The organism is Streptomyces sp. NPDC054872, assembly GCF_053610705.1.
The window spans coordinates 286122-304354 of the sequence record NZ_JBSGYY010000001.1; the positions used below are offsets into that span (position 1 = coordinate 286122).

Here is an 18233-nt window from a genome sequence, read left to right on the forward strand (position 1 = left end):
CCCGTGCGCACACGAAAGGTATTGGACAGGGGGCGCTGGCCAGGATCTTTTCGACGCAAGGGGTGCTGAACCAACATGACGACAACTGACATATCCACAGCCGTCCCATTCAGGGAGGTGACGGACGCCAACGGCCGGATGTACCGGGTCGGCGAGACCGACATCGACATCATGGGCCGTAAGCGCAAGTGGATGGTCATCCTGCCGTGGATCGGCATGATGGGCATCAGCTCGGCCGAGTACGCATTCGCCTCTGCCGAGGACACCCTGCACACCGCGCATTCCTGGGGCGACACCCATATCTTCTGGATGCTGGGCGTGTGGGTCTTCTTCCAGGCCGCGGTGGCCTTCCCCGCGGGCAAGCTGCGTGAGAGCGGAAAACTCCCGGCACGCTGGGCGATGATGTGCGGCGCCGTCGGAACACTGCTGGGCTATCTGTCACTGGCGTTCGCGCCGCATGTCATCGTCGCCTACATCGGCTTCGGCATGTTCAGCGGTATGGGCGCCGGCATGGTGTACGCGACCTGCGTGAACATGGTCGGCAAGTGGTATCCCGAACGAAAGGGAGGAAAGACCGGATTCGTCAACGGCGGATTCGCCTATGGCTCGGTGCCGTTCGTGTTCATCTTCACCGGTTACATGGACCTGACGAACTTCCGCTGGGTGCTCGTGTCCGTCGGCCTCTTCCTCGCGGCGATGGTGGCCGTGGCGGGCTACTTCTTCAGGGACCCGCCGAAGAACTGGTGGCCGGCCGACGTGGACCCGCTGCGGCCGCCGACGGACCCGCGGGCCAGGCGCGCCATGGCGATGAACCCGCCCGCCGTGCGGCAGTACACACCGAAGGAGGCGTGGCAGACCGGCCGGGTGGCCCTGATGTGGTTCTGCCTCTTGTGCACATCGGGCGTGAACATCTTCGGCATCGCGTTCCAGGTGGACATCGGAAAGGAAGCAGGATTCGCCGGCGGAATCGTCGCCACGGCCATGTCCCTGAAGGCCATCGTGAACGGCACGGGCCGAGGCGTCATCGGCTGGCTCTCGGACCTCTACGGACGTAAACGCTGCCTGATATTCGTCTGCATCGTCCTGGGCCTTTCCCAGTACGGCATCCTGTGGTCGGCGAACATCGAGAACCTCCCGCTGTTCCTGGTCTTCTCCAGCATCTCCGGCTTCGGAGGCGGCGCCATCTTCCCGATGTTCGCGGCGATGACGGCGGACTACTTCGGCGAGAACAACAACGCCTCCAACTACGGCCTGGTCTACAGCTCCAAACTGGTCTCGGGGCTTCTCGGCTCCGGTATGGGTGCCGTCGTGGTGAGCAACTGGGGCCACACCGGGGCCTTCACCCTGGCCGGCTCCATCTCCCTGTTCGCAGGCTTCATCGCGCTCTTCCTCTCCCAACCGGGAAGGCCCAACGACAAACGCATCAAACCCAACCCCCAACCCCTCGGCGAAGAAATGGCCTGACGACACACTCAGCACTCCGACAGACGCCAAACAGCTCTCGCCGCGCACCTGTTGCGCGGCGAGAGCTGTTTGTGCGTGCGGTCAGCGCTTCTTGCGCAGTGCCGCCAGGTTGTCGTAGCCGATCTTCGCGAGCTTCAGGGACTGCCCGGCGTCGGTGGCACTGGGCGCGTTGTCCTGCTCGACCATGGGGTTGTGGTAATTCTTCTCGCCCACACGGCTGAAGAAGGTGCGGTAGTCGATGACACCCTCACCGAAGGCCACCATGTCGTAGCCCTGGCCGCTCGTGTCGTTGCGCGTGCCGTCCTTGGCGTGGAACAGCGGGAAGCGCTTGTTGTTGCGGCTGACGAGCCCGGCCGGGTCGAAGACCTTCTTCCGCTGCGAGCCGTCGTGCGCGGTGTACGTGTGGAACTTGTACTGCGCGACGTGCGCCCAGTAGACGTCCATCTCCAGCCAGACCGACCTCGGGTCCGTGGCCTTGAGGAAGTACTCCAGTTTGCGGATGCCGGAGCTGCGGGTCGGGCGGCCCTGCGCGTCGAGCGGACCGCCGTCGAGCAGGAAGCCGTACGCCGCGTCGTGGTTGTGGGTGTAGAGCTTGATGCCGGCCTTGCGCGCGATGGCGCCCATGGCGTTCCACTTGTCGGCGGCGACGTCCCAATCGGCCTTGTAGGAGCTGTTGGTGGGGTCACCGCCGGTGCCCATGTGGTCCATGCCGAGGATGTTGGCGATCTCCAGGTGCTTCTTGAACGTGTCGATGTCGGGCTGCGTGAGCGGCCATGACCCCGGTATGAAGCCGTGGTTGCCCTGGGCTCGCAGGCCGTACTCGTCCAGCCACGAGCGCAGCAGTTTGGCGCCGGCGACGGACTCCAGGCCGGCCCCGCCGGGTGCGTTGGCGTGCTGGCCGTAGCCCGCGAACTCCACCTGCTTGTACCCGTGGCGGGCCAGCTCCTTGAACACCTCGCGGAAGCCGGAGGGAAGGGCGCTGGCAAGCGGGTCGCGGCCGGTCGCGTCACGCACCGTGTAAAGGATGATTCCGCGCTTCTTCGCGGGCACCAGTTCGCGGCCGTGGCCGTGGCCATGGCCGCCCTTGGTCTGCGGCTGCGCGAAGGACGGTGCCGCGCCGAACACGGGCGCGGCGATCGCACCCGCGCCGACGGCGGTGCACGTGCTGAGGAAACGGCGGCGGTTGACGCCGAGACGCTGTCTGAGGGCCTCGTCGGCGGCGGGAGTCTCGTGGATGTCGGTCACGGGTGCCTCTCTTGGGCTCTTCGACCTGCGGGCGGATGCCACTGGCGTGTTGTCAGTGACGTGTGTTTCACTCTCTGTAACTGCTCCTGACCGGGCGGGTGGTGGGGCGAGGTGTGTCTCAGCCCAGGCCGGCCAGGTCGAGGAGGAGGGATTTCACGGCGGTGGCCGCGATCCGGTCGGGAAACGCATGGGGGGTGGAGCTGATGATGAGCGGACCGTCGTCGTCGCTCAGGGGAAGGCGGCCGTGGCTGCCTCGAATAGGTGACGCGTCCAGGGGCACGACCGCCATGCGATAGCGCATGCCGAGCTTCTTGCGGGCCAGCGCGGACGCGGCCTTGACGCGGACGTAGGGGTCCTCGGGATCCATGAAGAGCTCGACCGGGTCGTAGCCGGGTTTGCGATGGATCTCGACGAGCTGCGCGAAGTCGGGCGCGCGGTCGTCGTCGAGCCAGTAGTAGTACGTGAACCAGGCGTCCGGCTCCGCGACGGCGACGAGTTCGCCGGAGCGCGGGTGGTCCAGGTGGTGGGCCTTCTTGCCCTCGTCGTCGAGGAGTTGCTCGATGCCGGGCAGGTCGGCGAGTGCCTGGCGTGTGACCTCCAGGTCCTCGGGCCTGCGCACGTAGATGTGGGCGATCTGGTGATCCGCGACGGCGAAGGCGCGCGACGTCATGGGATCCAGGTACTCCATGCCGTCCTGCGTGTGCACTTCGAGCAGACCGGCACGGCGCAGGGCGCGGTTGATGTCGACGGGGCGGTCCACGCGCGTGATGCCGTACTCGGACAGGGCGACGACGGTGCGGCCCTCGGCCTTCGCCTCGTCGAGGAGGGGGGCGATGGTCGCGTCGAGTTCGGCGGCGGCCTGATGGGAGCGCGGGTCGTCGGGACCGAAGCGCTGCAGGTCGTAGTCGAGGTGCGGGAGGTAGCAGAGGGCCAGGTCGGGGTGGCGGGTGCTGATGATGTGACGCGTGGCGTTCACGATCCAGCGGCTGGAGACGATGTCGGCGCCGGGGCCCCAGAAGTGGAACAGGGGGAACGTACCGAATTTTTCGGTGAGTTCGTCGTGCAGGGCCGGGGGCCGGGTGTAGCAGTCGGGTTCCTTGCGGCCGTCGGCGTAGTAGACGGGACGGGGGGTGATGGTGATGTCGGTGTCGGCGCCCATGGCGTACCACCAGCAGATATTCGCGACGGTGTAGCCGGGGTGCGCGCGACGGGCGGCGTCCCACAGTTTGTCGCCGGCGACGAGTCCGTTGTGCTGGCGCCACAGGAGTACGTCGCCGAGTTCGCGGAAGTACCAACCGTTGCCGACGATGCCGTGCTCGGCGGGCGTGGTGCCGGTGAGGAAGGTGGACTGTGCGGCGCAGGTGACGGCGGGCAGGACCGTGCCGAGCGGGGCCCGGGAGCCGGACTGTCCGAGGGACTTGAGGTGCGGCATGTGGTCGAGGAGACGGGGGGTGAGGCCGACGACGTCCAGGACGAGGAGGGGTGTGGGGCTCATGGCAGTTCCTTCAGGCCGAGGTCCGTCAGGAGATCGCGGGCGAGGGTGAGCTCGGCGGCGATGCCGTCGGCGAGCTGGGGGCGGGAGCGCGGGCGCAGCTCGGGCGGCAGCGCCTGCCAGGTGTAGGTCTCGACCTCGAGATGCCGGGTGCGGGGGTCGGGGCCGCCGACCAGGAGGGCGAGGGTGTCCTTGAGTACGGGGAGCGTGGAGGTGAGGGGCGGCGCGGGAGGCGCGTGCAGGGGGACGTGGAAGTGGGCGCGCCAGGGCGCCATCTCGGGCAGTGCGTCACCGGCGAGGGATTCACCGAGGTCGTCGGTGCCGCGCAGTCCTTCCGCGGTGCGGGTGCGGGTCTGGTGCAGGAAGCGGGGTTCGTCGAAGGCGGCGAGGGCCTCGCGGACCGCGGGGAGATGGGGGTGTTCGGCGTGCAGGGCGGCGGAGAGCTGGGACTTGACGACGGGGATGCCCGCGACGGCGAGCGCGTCGAGCGCGGTCCGCGGGTCCTCGAAGGAGGTGGCGAGGTGACAGGTGTCGACGCAGACACCGATGCGGTCGTGGCCGATCGCGGTGAGGGGGGCGATCGCGTCGCCCGTGGTCTCCACGGTGCAGCCCGGCTCCGGTTCGAGTCCGATGCGGATCGACTTGCCGGTCAGCTCCGCGAGCGCGTCGAGGCGTTGGGCGAGCGCGGTGAGTGCGGTGCGGGCGGCCTCGGCGTGCGTGGTGTCGAACGGGGTGCGCCAGGCGAGGGGAAGGGTGGAGATGGTGCCCTCGGTGACGTCGTCCGGGAGGAGGGCGGCAAGGAGCCGGGCCAGGTCGGTCGTGTGGGACAGCCGCTCGGGGTCGGTCCAGTCCGGCTTGTAGACGCGGTACTTGACCTCTTCCGCACCGAACCCTTCATACGGGAAGCCGTTGAGGGTGACGACCTCGAGGCCGCGCCGGTCGAGTTCGCAGCGCAGGCCACGCAGCGCGGCCGGATCGGTGACCAGGGCGCGCGCGGCGTCCTTGGCGAGCCACAGGCCGATGCCGAGGCGGTCCCTGCCGAGCCGTTTGCGTACGGGCTCGCAGTGGTCGCGGAGTTGGGCGAGGACGCCGTCGAGGGTCTCGGCGGGGTGGACGTTGGTGCAGTAGGCGAGGTGGACGACGCTGCCGTCGGGGTGCCGGAAGCGCATGTCTCACTCCCCGCCGCGAAGGATGGAGTTGCCCTCGTGGGTGCCTTCGGTGTCCGTGACGTCGAGCGCGAGGCGGCCGCTGAGTCCGTAGAAGGCGACGGGGTTGCGCCAGAGCACCAGGTCGACGTCGTCCTCGCTGAATCCGGAGGCGAGCATGGCGTCGGCGACCTTGCGGGTCTTGAGCGGGTCGCTCTTGCCCCAGTCGGCGGCCGAGTTGACCAGGACCCGCTCGGGCCCGTGGTCGCGCAGGATGGCCACCATCCGGTCCTCGTCCATCTTGGTGTCGGGATAGACGGAGAAGCCGAGCCAGCAGCCGCTGTCCTTGGCCTCCTTGACCGTGGTCTCGTTGAGATGGTCGACGAGGACCCGGTCCAGGGGCAGCGCGGACTCCCTGACGACGTCGAGGGTGCGGCGCAGCCCCGCGAGCTTGTCGCGGTGCGGGGTGTGGACCATCGCGGGCAGTTCGTGGTCGGCGGCGAGCTGGAGCTGGGCGGTGAGCGCGGCGTCCTCGGCGGGGGTCATGGAGTCGTAGCCGATCTCGCCGACGGCCACGACGTTGTCCTTGACGAGATAGCGGGGCAGCTCGTCGAGGACGGGGGTGCAGCGGGGGTCGTTCGCCTCTTTGGGGTTGAGGGCGATGGTGCAGTGGTGGGCGATGCCGTACTGGGCCGCGCGGAAGGGCTCCCAGCCGAGGAGCGAATCGAAGTAGTCGAAGAAGGAGGCGGGCGAGGTGCGGGGCTGGCCCAGCCAGAACGCGGGCTCGACGACGGCGCGGACGCCTGCGGCGTACATGGCCTGGTAGTCGTCGGTGGTACGGGACGTCATGTGGATGTGGGGGTCGAAGATGCGCATCAGGACTCCTGCTCCTCGCCGGTGGAAGGGGTCGTGGGGGCCGGGGGCGCCACTGCGGCCGAGGGGGCCGTAGGAGCGGTCAGGGCCAGGACGCGGTGCAGATCGCCGGGGACGGTGCGGCCGGCGGCGGTGCGTTCGCCGGCGTAGTCGCCGAGCATGCGGGCGAGCTCGGCGTCGGCGGTGGCCCTGCGGTCGAGTTCGGCGACGGCTTCCACGGGGACGCCGGTGAACAGGCACTTCAGGACCGCGTGACGCCAGTCGTGCGGGGGGAGGTGCCGGGCGGCGTACGGGCCGACGGCGGCGGCGACGAGCCGGGTGTCGTTGGTGCGCAGGGCATCCTCGACCAGGGGCAGCGCCTCGGGGCCCGGGACCAGGTGGGGCAGGGCGTGCAGGACGGCGCGGCGTTCGGCCGCGGTGCCCTGCTCGTAGACGCGGGTGAGGGTGGCCGGGTCCGCTCCGGCGGCGTGCAGGAGCAGTACGCGGGCGGCGTCGGCGTGGTCCTGGCCGCAGCGGCGTCCGGCTTCGGCGAAGCGAAGCTCCCAGGTGGGGGTGGTGCTCTGGGCCGGCCGGCCGCGGTGGGCGGCGGCCTCCGCGGTGGCCTGGTCCAGCCAGGCGCGGGCGGCGCCGGGGAGAGCGGCCTCCAGACGGGTGCGGAGGTCGTCGATGACGGGGGCTTCGGTCATGGGGTTCCTCCTCCGGCCGGGGTCGGGATCGGCGCTGTGCGGGTCGCTTCGGTGGCCGCCTTGTGCAGGAACTCGATGGAGTGGGAGGCGAGTTGTGGGCCCGCGTGGGAGTGGCGGGGCAGTTCGACGACGGTGAGGCCCCGGTAGCCGGTGGAAGCCAGTGCTTCGAGGACGGGCGGGAAGTCGATCTCGCCGTCACCGAACGGGAGGTGTTCGTGCACGCCGCGGCGCATGTCCTCGATCTGGACGTGCCGCAGCCAGGGTGCGGCGGCGCGTACGCAGTCGGCGGGTGACTGCGGTTCGAGGCACTGGCAGTGGCCGATGTCGAGGGTGAGGCCCAGGTTCTCGGGGTCGCCCAGTTCATGGCGGAGCCGGTGGAAGTCGGCGAGGGTGGAGAGGAGGTGGCCGGGCTCGGGTTCGATGGCGAGGGGCACGCCGGCGCCGGACGAGGCGTCGAGGACCGGGCCGAGGGCTTCGGCGAGCCGCTGCCAGGCGGTGTCCTCGGGGGCGCCTTCGGGGGTGATGCCGCTGAAGCAGTGCACGGCGTGGGCGCCGAGGTCGGCGGCGACCTGGACGGCACGGATCAGCAGGCGGACACGGGCGGCGCGTGCGTCCGGGTCGGGGTCGAGGAGGGAGGGGCCGTGCTTGCGGCGCGGGTCGAGCACATAGCGGGCGCCGGTCTCGATCGTCACGGTCAGACCGAGGCGTTCCAGGCTGCGGGCCACGTGGCGGGTGCGGGTGGCGAGGTCGCTGGCGAGGGGGTCGAGGTGCATGTGGTCGAGGGTGAGTCCGACGCCGGCGTAGCCGAGGTCGGCGAGGAGGCCGAGGGCGTCATCGAGCCGTAGGTCGGTCAGGCCATTGGTGCCGTAGCCAAAACGGAAGGGGCCCGGAGCAAGCTGCGGGACGTCTGTCCGGTCCGTGGTCTCCCTCATGTCACGCTCACCTTCCGGCCGAACTTGCGGGCCGCCGGGGCCAGTGCGGCGGTCAGGAGGGCGGGGCCCAGGGCGCCGTCGAGCCGCACGCCGGTCGGGCCTGTCACGCCTGTCACGCCGTTGGTGCCGTAGCCGAAGCGGAAGGGGCCCGGAGCAAGCTGCGGGACGTCTGTCCGGTCCGTCGTCTCCGTCATGTGACGCTCACCTTCCGGCCGAACTTGCGGGCCGCCGGGGCCAGTGCGGCGGTCAGGAGGGCGGGGCCCAGGGCGCCGGTGCGGGCGGAGAGCGCGGCCTGGAGCGGGATCATGGCTCGGATGCCTCCGCCCACGGCCCGCTGGGTGAGCTGGGGCGACGGGTTGAGCGCGGCGTGGAAAAGGGGCCGCGCCGCGGTAGCCGCGTAGGTGACGGCTAGCGCGGCCTGGACGGCACCGCGAGCTCCGGCCCGCCAGGCGCTTCCGGACCGCCCCGAGGCGAGGCCGGTCACGCCGCCGGGGTGCCAGGCTCGGCCCCACGTCTGTCCCACCGCCTGCGCCACCGGGCGGCCCCGTGACGCCACCCTCGGGGTGAAGCCCGGCAGACCGCGGGTGGCTGCTCCGCCGCGGTCTGCCGGGAGTCGGGAGGCGCCGATGCCGGCGCTCGTACCGGTGTGGGCGCTCGAGCCGGTGCCTCCGCTCGAGCCGGAGACGGCGGAACCACGGCGGCCGCCCCAGTTCCCTCCGCTCGTCCCGCTGTCGGCGGAACCACGGCTGCCGCCCCCGATCCCCCCGCTCGGGACAAGCAGTCGCGTGAGCGCGGCTGTCGCGGCGAGTGCGGCCAGGGGTGCGGCCGTCGAGCCGCCCTGCGCCTCGCGGCGTGAGACCGCGGTCACCGCGAGGGTGTGGGCGCCAAGAACGAGGGCGGTGGGCACGGCAGCACGAAGAGCTGGACCCGAACCCCGCAGACCGGCGCTCGGCACCCCCACCGACGGCCGCGAAAGTACCCCCATCGACGACGCAGAAGTAGCCGCCGCCCCCACCGACACCGGCGACAGCACCCCCGTCGACGACGCAGAAGCACCCGCCGCCCCTGCCGACGGCGCCGACATCGCCCCCGCCGCCGACGCGGAAGTAGCCGCCGCCCCCAGCAGCAGATCGAGGGAGCGAGCCGCTGCCATGGCGGCCGGGCCTGCCGGGGTGTGTTTCAGGCCCAGGTCGTAGGCCCATACCGTGGCCGCCAGGGCGCCCGCCACCGCCAGAGCCGGGCGGCCCGCGGCGGCGGCGAGTGCGAGGCCCCCCGCGGTCAGAGCCGCCGCCGCGCCGAGTGCGACCGGTGGAGCGATGCGGCCGGACGGCAGCGGACGGTGCGGGCGTTCGACCGCGTCCTCCTCCCGGTCCGCCCAGTCGTTGAGGGCCATGCCCGCTTCGTAGAGGGAGAGGGAGGCGGCGATGGCCAGGAGAGTGCGGCGGTTGGGGGCAAGGCCCGTCGCCGCCGCACCGGCCAAGGCGTCGCCCGGGACGGTGAACAGGGCGGAGACGCGCAGCAGTTCGGCCCAGTCGCGGCCCGTCCCCAGTGAAGTGCCGCCGGTGGTTCCGGGATCAGTGCCCTTCACGCACTCACCCCCCGCAGCCGCGACGCGAAGCCCACGAGCGCCTCGTACTGCTCGGCCAACGCCGACGAGGAGCCGTCGTCCGGGTCCTTGAAGTAGAAGCCGAGCTCGCCCAACGGGCCGGTCAGCCCCACCTCGTGGGCGCGGGCCGCCAGGCGGGCCAGGTCCAGGATCAGAGGCGCCGCCAGGGCCGAGTCGCAGCCCTGCCAGGTCGTCTGCAGGACCATCCGCGCGCCGAGGAACCCGTCGAACGCGATGTGGTCCCAGGCGGTCTTCCAGTCGCCGAGCGACGGGACGTCGTCGATGTGGACCTCGCCCTCCGGGGCGGAGCCCAGCGTGTCGGCGAGGACCCGTTCCTTGCCCGCGTTCTTCGCCGCGGCCGCGGCCGGGTCCGCGAGGGCGGCGCCGTCGCCGCCCCCCAGGAGGTTCGTGCCGGACCAGGCGCGGACGGCCAGCGCACGCTGGGCGAACATCGGGCCGAGGACCGAGCGGAGGAGGGTCTGGCCCGTCTTGCCGTCCCGGCCCGCGTGAGGGAGCCCGGACGAGGACGCCGTGGACGCGAGTGCCGGGTGGTGCAGGCCCGCCGACGGGGTGAAGTTCACGTAGGGGCAGCCCGCCCGCAGCGCCGCCGCCGCGTAGAGGGAGCTGGCGGGCAGTCGCCCCGCGCCCTCCGCGGGCACCGGTTCGGTGGATGCCACGTTCACCACCACCGCACGGGCGAGCCCCCGGCGTCGTACGAAGTCCCGGAGGTCGGCGGCGAAGGACTCGATCAGTTCCTCGTCCGTCCTGGTGTCGAAGTCCCCGCGGCGCGGCCCGCCCATGCGGATCTCCGCGTCCGCCGCGGCGAGTTCGGCGCCCACCGCCGAGGGGACGCCGTGCGGGAGCACGCCCCCGGCGGCCAGCTGCTCCGCACGTTTGGGCAGCGGGCACTCCACGGTGTCGTGGCCGCCGAAGACGAGCGACGACAACGTTGGCAGACCACAGTCCGCGAACGGCGGGGTCTCGGTGATCATGCCGGTCGGCGGGTGCAGCCCGGCCGTCACGGCAGCGCACCCCGCGACGGCCGTCGTGGCGACCGAACCGCGCGCTCCGATCAGCCACACCCCGGTCGGCCCGCCACCCGAAGAGCCGGGTGAACCAGAAGAACCAGGAGAGGAAGAGTTGGACATGGCTGCCTCCTGTCGTACACGCGGCGAACCCGCGGGGGATGGGACGACGGACGGGGATAAGACGGCGGGCGGAGGTCCGGCGTCCTCCGCCCGCCGCCGTCTAGCGGCCCACGCCGGACGCGGTGCGGGCCGGCAGGTCCTTCACCCGGATGTCGCGGAAGGAGACCTGGTCTTCGGCACCGTGGTTCTGGATGCCGATGTGACCGTCCTTGAGGCTCCTCGCCGGATCCGTGTTGGTGAAGTCGTTGATCTTCACTCCGTTGAGGTAGATCCGAAGGCGTTCGCCCTCGACCCGGAGCTCGTACGTGTTCCACTCCCCCGCCGGATTCAGCGCCTTGTCGCGCTTCTTCAGGTCGGCGGACTTGAAGCCGTAGACGGATCCCGTGGTCTTCTCCGGGACGTCGGTGGCGTCGATCTGGATCTCATAGCCGTTGTTCACGGCCGACCAGGGGTCGTCGGAGGGCGGGAAGCCCACGAAGATCCCCGAGTTGTCGTCGCCGTCCATGCGCCAGTCCAGCTTGAGGGAGTAGGAGCCGAGCTCCTTCGCCCCGTCGTACCAGAGCATGCCCATGCCGCCGACGGTCGTCAGGGTCCCGTCCTTCTCGTTCAGTTCGAACGATCCGGGACCCGCCTGCTTCCAGGCCTCGAGGGACTTCGCCGTGCCGTCGAAGACGGGCGTGTAGCCCTTCTCCGGCCGGCAGTCGGCCTGTGCCGCACCCGCCGCCCAGCGGATTCCGCCGAGCAGATGGGTGCGGAACGCGGGATCGGCGAAGGACTCCTTGGTGTGGCCGCTGCCCGTGTAGAAGGAGCGGCCGCCCTGATAGTCCTGGCACCAGGCGATGGGATGGTCGCCCGACATGGAGCCGCCCGAGTAGGACGACTCGTCGAGTGAGGCCAGGACATGGGCGCGGTCACGGGGGTTGGAGCGGTAGTTGTACCACTCGTCGGTCCGTTCCCAGGTCCCCGGCAGATGTGCCGTGGCCGGGTGCCCATGGTCCTCGACCTGCACCTTCGCGGGCTGGATCGCGGGGTGCGACTGGAAGTACGCGCCCGCGAGTCCGCCGTAGAAGGGCCAGTCGTACTCGGTGTCGGCGGCGGCGTGCACGCCCACGTACCCGCCGCCCTTCTTGATGTAGCCCTCGAACGCCGCCTGCTGCTTGCCGTCGAGGACGTCGCCGGTCGTGGAGAGCCAGATCACCGCGTCGTACCGCGCGAGGTTCTTGGCCGTGAAGGCCTTGGCGTCCTCGGTGGCGTCGACCGTGAAGCCGTTCGCCGTGCCCAGCTCCTTGAGGGCCGTGATGCCCTCGGGGATCGAGTCGTGGCGGAAGCCCGCGGTCTTCGAGAAGACCAGGACCTTCTCGCCCGCCACCGAACCCGACGGCACAGCACCGGAGGGTTCCGGCCTGGAGGCCGCGGGGCCCGATACGCAGCCGATGAGCAAGGCGGCCGTAGCGGTGGCGATGGTGATGCGTGCGGATGCCCGCATGGTGGGGTGACCCCTTCCTCAGCGCGTGGTGAAGGTGAAGTCGTCGACCTCGTACAGGGCTCCGGAGCCCTTGCCCTTGAAGACCAGGAAGAGCGTCGTCGTGTTCTTGGGCGCCTTGCTGATGGCGGTGCTCACATCCGCGTACGTCTCCCATCCGCCGGTGGGTGCGACCTTGGCCTTGCCCAGGAGCCTGCCGGTGGCCGATCCGCTGCGGACCTCGAGCGTGCCGCCCTGGCCGGCCGACGCGACGCGCGCGGTCAGCTTGGTGACGTTGCCGAGGATGTAGGGCTTGAAGGAGATCCAGTCGCCGTTGTTGATCTCGCCGACCGTCTTGCCTCCGTGTGCCGGGGTGTGGTTCACCACGGAGATGCCCTTGGAGTCGTTGTAGTGCTCGCCCTGGCGGTGCTTGGGCTGGACGACGTTCTGGTCGTGGGTGGTCAGCGCGGGCTGGCCGTTGGCGCCCTTGTCGGTGTACTCGGCGTCGAAGACCCCGAAGATGTTGGCGTTCGGGTCGTGCTCGCCGTCCGCGGACGTCTGGAGGGTGCCCTCGCAGCCGTTGGCCGAGGTCACCGGGTGACCGTGGCTGTCATGGCCGAGGATGTGGGTGACCTTGACCTTCGTGCAGTCGATCGGGCCGTCCTCCTTGTCGGTCACCTTGACCTTGAAGGGGATCTTGTCGCCGAAGGTGAACAGCTGCCCGTCGCCCGGGAGTTCCAGGGTCACCTTGGGCGCGGTGTTGCCGACGGTGACGTGCGCGCTGGCGGAACCGGTGCGCCCGGTGGAGTCCTTGACGGTCACGGTCGCGGTGTAGACGCCGTTCTTCTTGTACGTGTACGTGGGGTTCTGCTGGGTCGACTTGCCGCCGTCGCCGAAGTCCCACGCGTAGGTCAGGGTGCCGCCGTCGGCGTCCGTGGCCTTCGCGGTGAACTTGGTCGTGAGCGGGGCCTGGCCGCTGGTCACGGAGGCGCTGGCCTCGACGACCGGTGAGTGGCCGTCCGTGGCGTTCTCGATGCGGAAGAGGCCGGAGTTCTCGTCGCCGCCGAACCAGGCCGTGCCGTAGTCGAGGACGTACAGCGCGCCGTCGGGGCCGAACTCCATGTCCATGATCTGCGTGCCGGTCCACGGGAAGGGGTTGATGGACTGGACGGTGCCGTCCGCGCCGTGCTCGATGCGCTTGATCCAGCGCCGTCCGAACTCGCCGGCGAAGAAGTCGCCGTCGTACGCCTCGGGGAACTTCACCGGGGAGGTGTTGGCGGCGTCATAGCGGTAGACGGGGCCCGCCATCGGGGACTCGGAGCCGGAGCCGAACTCGGGGACGGAGCCTCCGTCGTACGGGATCCAGGCTTCCTGCGCGGCCGGCAGGTCGGTCAGGCCGGTGTTGTACCGGGAATCGTTCTTCGGCGCGGCGCAGTCGAAGGCGGCGCCGGAGGTCTGCGTGGCGAAGTCGTAGTCGATGTAGGCGTCGTTCTTGCCGGTGCAGTAGGGCCAGCCGAAGTTGCCCGGCTTGGTGACGCGGGCGAACTCGACCTGGCCCGCGGGGCCGCGCTTGGGGTCGGCCGCGCCGGCGTCGGGTCCGTAGTCACCTACGTAGACCGTTCCGGTGGGCTTGTCGACGCTCATGCGGAAGGGGTTGCGGAAGCCCATCGCGTAGATCTCGGGACGGGTCTTGTCCGTGCCCGGTGCGAAGAGGTTGCCGTCCGGGACGGTGTACGAGCCGTCGTCGGCGACCTTGATGCGCAGGATCTTGCCGCGCAGGTCGTTGGTGTTGCCCGCGCCGCGCCGGGCGTCGAAGGCAGGGTTGCGGTCAGCGCGCTCGTCGAGCGGCGAGAAGCCGTCCGAGGCGAAGGGGTTGGAGTCGTCGCCCGTCGAGAGGTAGAGGTTGCCGTCCTTGTCGAAGTCGATGTCGCCGCCGACGTGGCAGCAGATGCCGCGGCTCGCGGGGACGTCGAGGACCTTCTTCTCGCTGGCGTTGTCGAGGGTGCCGTCGGTCTTCAGGACGAAGCGGGAGAGGCGGTTGACGCCGTCGAACTTCTTGAAGTCCTCGGCGGTGCCGGTCTCCGGGGCGTCGCCGGCGGGGGTGTCGAGCGGGGGCGCGTAGTAGAGGTAGATCGCGCGGTTCTCGCTGAACTTCGGGTCGAGGCCGACGCCTTGGAGGCCCTCTTCGTCGTGCGTGTAGACCGGTATCTTGCCCGCGATCTTGGTGTTGCCCGCGGCGTCCGTGAGGCGGAGCGTTCCGTCGCGGGAGGTGTGCAGGACGGAACGGTCGGGCAGGACGGCGAGTGTCATGGGCTCGCCGGTCTCGGGCTCACCCTTGGCGAGGGTGACTTGCTGGAAGTCCTCGGCCGCGGCGGCCTTCCCGGTGGCCGCCTTGTCCGCCTGGGCCTGGGCGGCGCGGACGGCCTCCGGGTCGGCGGCGTTCGCGGTGGGGGCGGTGAGGCTGAGGGTGGCACCGGCCAGCAAGGTGCCGGTGAAGAGCGCGAGGGTCTTGCGAAGGCTGCGGGTGTTACGGAGTCTGAGGCGTTTCCTGTGCACGGAGTTCCTCCGGAAGGGGGACGGTCGTACGCGGGTGTGGTGCGAAGCGGGCGCTGGGCGCCGGGGTGCGCCGTCACCCCGGAAGGTTTCATGTCCTGTACACATCAGGGACGGTAGCCACGTTTGTCTTGGACGGAAAGCCCTTGCACAGCAATGAAGTTCAGCTTTTTCCTTGTCCAGGACAAAGTGGCTCCGCGCCACTGCCGCTCGTGGCGGCTCAGTTCCCGCCGAACGCCGCGTCGAACGACGCCGTCGGCGGCTCGAAGTCGAACGCCTTGAGGCTCTTCAGCGCCTCGGGCGCCCCCTGGAGGCGGTCCATCCCCGCGTCCTCCCACTCGACCGAGACCGGACCCTCGTACGCGATCGAGCGCAGCATCCGGAACACGTCCTCCCAGGGGACGTCCCCGTGGCCGGCCGACACGAAGTCCCAGCCGCGGCGCGGGTCGCCCCACGGCAGGTGCGAGCCCAGGCGTCCGTTGCGGCCGTCCAGGCGGCGCCGGGCCTCCTTGCAGTCGACGTGGTAGATGCGGTCCCGGAAGTCGTAGAGGAAGCCGACCGGGTCCAGGTCCTGCCACACGAAGTGCGAGGGGTCGAAGTTCAGGCCGAACGCCGGGCGGTGGTCGACCGCCTCCAGGGCGCGCTGCGTCGTCCAGTAGTCGTACGCGATCTCCGAGGGGTGCACCTCATGGGCGAAGCGCACGCCCTGTACGTCGAAGACGTCGAGGATCGCGTTCCAGCGCTCGGCGAAGTCGTCGTAGCCGCGCTCGATCATCGACTCCGGCGCGGGCGGGAACATCGCCACCAGATGCCAGATCGCCGAGCCCGTGAAGCCGACGACCGTGTCGACGCCGAAGGCGGCCGCCGCGCGCGCCGTGTCCTCCATCTCGCGGGCGGCCCGCTGCCGTACGCCCTCGCCGTCCCCGTCGCCCCAGATGCGGGCGGGCAGGATCGCCTGATGCCGCTCGTCGATGATCGCGTCACAGACGGCCTGCCCGACCAGGTGATTGGAGATGGCCCAGCACTTGAGGCCGTACTTGTCGAGGAGCTGACGGCGCGAGTCCAGGTAGGAGCTGTCGCTCAGCGCCTTGTCGACCTCGAAGTGGTCGCCCCAGCAGGCGAGTTCGAGGCCGTCGTAGCCGAAGTCGCGGGCGAGCCGGCAGACCTCCTCCAGCGGCAGGTCGGCCCACTGGCCGGTGAAGAGCGTGAAGTCGCGGGGCATTGACCGGGCCTCCTCAGTCAGGCGTTCAGGAAAGTGATCAGGCGGAGAGGGAAGAGACGGGTGCGGACGCGATCGGGGTGTAGACCGAGTTCTTCGCCGCGCTCTCCTCCACCGCGGCGAGCACCCGCTGCACCGAGAGACCCGCGGCGAAGGACGGCTCGGGTTGCTCGCCGGTGGCGACCGCGTGCAGCAGGTCGCGCGCCTGGTGCACGAACGTGTGCTCGTAGCCGAGTCCGTGCCCCGGCGGCCACCAGGCCTCCAGGTACGGATGGCCCGGCTCGGTCACCAGGATGCGGCGGAAGCCCGAGGACGCGGCCGGCTCCGTGTGGTCGTGGAAGGAGAGCTCGTTCAGGCGCTCCAGGTCGAAGGACAACGACCCTTCGGAGCCGTTGAGTTCGAGCTTCAGGGCGTTCTTGCGGCCCGCGGCGAAACGGGTCGCCTCGAAGGAGGCGAGGGCACCCGAAGGGAAGCGTCCGGTGAAGACCGCCGCGTCGTCCACCGTGACCTGACCGAGCGCGCCGCCTCCCTCCGCGGTGAGCCCGCTCGACGCCCCGTCGAGCAGCGGACGCTCCCGTACGAACGTCTCCGTCAGCGCCGAGACGCCCGCCACCGGCTCCCCCACCAGGAACTGCGCGAGGTCCACGATGTGCGCGCCCAGGTCGCCGAGCGCACCCGAACCGGCACGGTCCTTGCGCAGCCGCCAGGTGAGCGGGAAGCCGGGGTCGACCAGCCAGTCCTGGAGGTAGGTGAGCCGGACGTGCCGCAGCGTGCCGAGCCGGCCGTCGGCGACCATCTGCCGGGCCAGGGCGAGCGCGGGGACCCGGCGGTAGTTGAAGCCGACCATCGCCACCTGCCCCCGCGCACGGGCCCGCTCGGCGGCCTCGACCATCGCCTCGGCCTCCTCGACGGTGTTCGCCAGGGGCTTCTCGCACAGCACGTGCTTGCCCGCGTCCAGCGCCGCGATCGCGATCTCCGCATGGCTGTCGCCGGGGGTGCAGATGTCGATGAGATCGATGTCGTCACGGGCCACGAGGGCGCGCCAGTCGGTCTCCGCCGTCGCCCACCCGAGGCGGTCCGCCGCGGCACGCACGGCGACGGCGTCGCGTCCGCAGACCGCCGACAGGACCGGTTGCACCGGCAGGTCGAAGACGCGTCCGACAGTGCGCCAGCCCTGGGAGTGGGCGGCGCCCATGAAGGCGTATCCGACCATGCCCACTCCCAGGGGCCGCTTCCCTGTCCCGGCCTCGTGTTCCGTCTCACGCATGCGGTACTCCTCCTCGTAAATGCTCGGTGGGGGGTGCGGACGCGCGGATCACTTGAAGCCGGTGGACATGTACTTGCCGACGTTCTCCTTGTCGACCACGGCCGAGTAGAGCGTGATGAAGGCCGGGATCTCGAACTCGGCCATCCCGCTGACGCCCTTGCCCTGGCCGAGCGCACGCGCCAGGTCGATCGCGGAGGCCGCCATCGTCGGCGGGTAGAGCACGGTGGCCTTGAGGACGCTGTCGTCGGACTCGATGGCCTGCATCGCGGAGAGCGCACCGGCGCCGCCGACCATCAGGAAGTCGTCGCGGCCCGCCTGCTTGATGGCGCGCAGGGCGCCCACGCCCTGGTCGTCGTCGTGGTTCCACAGGGCGTCGAAGTTCTTCTGGGCCTGCAGGAGCTGGGACATCTTCTGCTGTCCCGACTCGACGGTGAACTCGGCGGCCTGCCGGGCGACCTTCTCGATGTTCGAGTAGTTCTTCAGGGCGTCGTCGAAACCCTTGGAGCGCTGCTTCGTCAGCTCGAGGTTGTCGAGGCCCGCGAGCTCGACGACCTTGGCGTTCTTCTTGCCCTTGAGCTTCTCGCCGATGTAGTGCCCGGCGTTGAGACCCATGCCGTAGTTGTCGCCACCGATCCAGCAGCGGTAGGCCTGCGGCGACGCGAAGACCCGGTCGAGGTTGACGACGGGGATGCCCGCCTTCATGGCCTTCAGGCCGACCTGGGTGAGGGCCTTGCCGTCGGCCGGCAGGATCACCAGGACGTCGACCTTCTTGTTGATCAACGTCTCGACCTGGCCGATCTGGGCGGCGGTGTCGTTCGATCCCTCGGTGGACTCGAGCGTGACGTCCGAGTACTTCTTCGCCCGCTCCTTGGCGTTGTCATTGATCGCGTTGAGCCAGCCGTGGTCGGCCTGCGGACCCGCGAAGCCGATGGTGACCTCCTTGCCGGGCTTGTCGTCGGCGACCGGCTGGTCCTTGCTGTCGGAACCCTCGTCCTTGGGTTCATTGCTGGTGCACCCCGTGATGAGGGCACCGGTCGACAGGGCGGCGGCTCCGAAGAGCAGTCCTCTGCGGCTCGCGAATGGGGATGTGTCTGGCATGGCGGTGAACCCTTCGGGTCTGCGGGTCAGGGATCGGGGATCA

15 protein-coding genes are annotated in these 18233 nt (G+C 70.3%); 1 reads left to right on the top strand and 14 read right to left on the bottom strand.

Annotated features, from left to right (window positions below):
• Nucleotides 1-75: 75 nt before the first annotated feature.
• Nucleotides 76-1464 carry an OFA family MFS transporter gene (locus ACWGIH_RS01230; protein ID WP_453443807.1) on the top strand — a complete coding sequence of 463 codons (1389 nt, stop codon included), beginning with the start codon at nt 76-78 and terminating at the stop codon, nt 1462-1464.
• Nucleotides 1465-1545: 81 nt separating this feature from the next.
• Here the strand turns inward: ACWGIH_RS01230 and ACWGIH_RS01235 are convergent, their stop codons facing one another.
• From ACWGIH_RS01235 to ACWGIH_RS01300, 14 genes are all read right to left on the bottom strand, one after another.
• Nucleotides 1546-2709 carry a sugar phosphate isomerase/epimerase family protein gene (locus ACWGIH_RS01235; protein WP_453443805.1) on the bottom strand — a complete coding sequence of 388 codons (1164 nt, stop codon included), beginning with the start codon at nt 2707-2709 and terminating at the stop codon, nt 1546-1548.
• A gap of 118 nt (nt 2710-2827) precedes the next feature.
• Nucleotides 2828-4204: an alkaline phosphatase family protein gene (locus tag ACWGIH_RS01240; protein WP_453443804.1), complete on the bottom strand. Its 1377-nt coding sequence runs from the start codon at nt 4202-4204 to the stop codon at nt 2828-2830.
• Nucleotides 4201-5370: a metabolite traffic protein EboE gene (gene eboE, locus ACWGIH_RS01245; protein WP_453443802.1), complete on the bottom strand. Its 1170-nt coding sequence runs from the start codon at nt 5368-5370 to the stop codon at nt 4201-4203. The genes ACWGIH_RS01240 and eboE overlap by 4 nt, the downstream gene beginning before the upstream one ends.
• Before the next feature lie 3 nt (nt 5371-5373).
• Nucleotides 5374-6222 (bottom strand): TatD family hydrolase, encoded by an 849-nt coding sequence (locus tag ACWGIH_RS01250; RefSeq protein WP_451212419.1) that lies wholly within the window; start codon nt 6220-6222, stop codon nt 5374-5376.
• Nucleotides 6222-6905 (bottom strand): EboA domain-containing protein, encoded by a 684-nt coding sequence (locus tag ACWGIH_RS01255; RefSeq protein ID WP_453443800.1) that lies wholly within the window; start codon nt 6903-6905, stop codon nt 6222-6224. The genes ACWGIH_RS01250 and ACWGIH_RS01255 overlap by 1 nt, the downstream gene beginning before the upstream one ends.
• The gene (locus ACWGIH_RS01260; RefSeq protein ID WP_453443799.1) at nt 6902-7837 is read right to left on the bottom strand and encodes a sugar phosphate isomerase/epimerase family protein; all 936 of its coding nucleotides are present in this window, start codon (nt 7835-7837) and stop codon (nt 6902-6904) included. Before ACWGIH_RS01260 ends, ACWGIH_RS01255 begins: the two co-directional genes overlap by 4 nt.
• Nucleotides 7834-8031 (bottom strand): hypothetical protein, encoded by a 198-nt coding sequence (locus ACWGIH_RS01265; protein ID WP_453443797.1) that lies wholly within the window; start codon nt 8029-8031, stop codon nt 7834-7836. Before ACWGIH_RS01265 ends, ACWGIH_RS01260 begins: the two co-directional genes overlap by 4 nt.
• Nucleotides 8028-9425, bottom strand: coding sequence for an SCO3242 family prenyltransferase (locus tag ACWGIH_RS01270; protein WP_453443795.1), 1398 nt, complete (start codon nt 9423-9425; stop codon nt 8028-8030). The genes ACWGIH_RS01265 and ACWGIH_RS01270 overlap by 4 nt, the downstream gene beginning before the upstream one ends.
• Nucleotides 9422-10591: an inositol-3-phosphate synthase gene (locus tag ACWGIH_RS01275; protein ID WP_453443793.1), complete on the bottom strand. Its 1170-nt coding sequence runs from the start codon at nt 10589-10591 to the stop codon at nt 9422-9424. Before ACWGIH_RS01275 ends, ACWGIH_RS01270 begins: the two co-directional genes overlap by 4 nt.
• A 100-nt stretch (nt 10592-10691) precedes the next feature.
• Entirely contained in the window at nt 10692-12077 is a 1386-nt protein-coding gene (locus ACWGIH_RS01280; protein WP_453443791.1) for a ThuA domain-containing protein, read from the bottom strand.
• 18 nt (nt 12078-12095) lie between these two features.
• Nucleotides 12096-14609, bottom strand: coding sequence for a PQQ-dependent sugar dehydrogenase (locus ACWGIH_RS01285; RefSeq protein ID WP_453443790.1), 2514 nt, complete (start codon nt 14607-14609; stop codon nt 12096-12098).
• Between the two features lie 217 nt (nt 14610-14826).
• Nucleotides 14827-15828 (bottom strand): sugar phosphate isomerase/epimerase family protein, encoded by a 1002-nt coding sequence (locus ACWGIH_RS01290; RefSeq protein ID WP_453443788.1) that lies wholly within the window; start codon nt 15826-15828, stop codon nt 14827-14829.
• Between the two features lie 37 nt (nt 15829-15865).
• Complete coding sequence (locus ACWGIH_RS01295) at nt 15866-17092, bottom strand: Gfo/Idh/MocA family protein (protein WP_453443786.1); 1227 nt, start codon at nt 17090-17092, stop codon at nt 15866-15868.
• Between the two features lie 48 nt (nt 17093-17140).
• Entirely contained in the window at nt 17141-18190 is a 1050-nt protein-coding gene (locus tag ACWGIH_RS01300; protein ID WP_451212399.1) for a substrate-binding domain-containing protein, read from the bottom strand.
• Between the last annotated feature and the right edge of the window lie 43 nt (nt 18191-18233).

Coding starts and splice junctions, on each gene's coding strand:
- ACWGIH_RS01265 (WP_453443797.1), bottom strand. CDS start 8,031: ATGACGGAGACGACGGACCGGACAGACGTCCCGCAGCTTGCTCCGGGC.
- ACWGIH_RS01250 (WP_451212419.1), bottom strand. CDS start 6,222: ATGCGCATCTTCGACCCCCACATCCACATGACGTCCCGTACCACCGAC.
- ACWGIH_RS01260 (WP_453443799.1), bottom strand. CDS start 7,837: ATGAGGGAGACCACGGACCGGACAGACGTCCCGCAGCTTGCTCCGGGC.
- ACWGIH_RS01280 (WP_453443791.1), bottom strand. CDS start 12,077: ATGCGGGCATCCGCACGCATCACCATCGCCACCGCTACGGCCGCCTTG.
- ACWGIH_RS01255 (WP_453443800.1), bottom strand. CDS start 6,905: ATGACCGAAGCCCCCGTCATCGACGACCTCCGCACCCGTCTGGAGGCC.
- ACWGIH_RS01275 (WP_453443793.1), bottom strand. CDS start 10,591: ATGTCCAACTCTTCCTCTCCTGGTTCTTCTGGTTCACCCGGCTCTTCG.
- ACWGIH_RS01290 (WP_453443788.1), bottom strand. CDS start 15,828: ATGCCCCGCGACTTCACGCTCTTCACCGGCCAGTGGGCCGACCTGCCG.
- ACWGIH_RS01230 (WP_453443807.1), top strand. CDS start 76: ATGACGACAACTGACATATCCACAGCCGTCCCATTCAGGGAGGTGACG.
- eboE (WP_453443802.1), bottom strand. CDS start 5,370: ATGCGCTTCCGGCACCCCGACGGCAGCGTCGTCCACCTCGCCTACTGC.
- ACWGIH_RS01240 (WP_453443804.1), bottom strand. CDS start 4,204: ATGAGCCCCACACCCCTCCTCGTCCTGGACGTCGTCGGCCTCACCCCC.
- ACWGIH_RS01295 (WP_453443786.1), bottom strand. CDS start 17,092: ATGCGTGAGACGGAACACGAGGCCGGGACAGGGAAGCGGCCCCTGGGA.
- ACWGIH_RS01300 (WP_451212399.1), bottom strand. CDS start 18,190: ATGCCAGACACATCCCCATTCGCGAGCCGCAGAGGACTGCTCTTCGGA.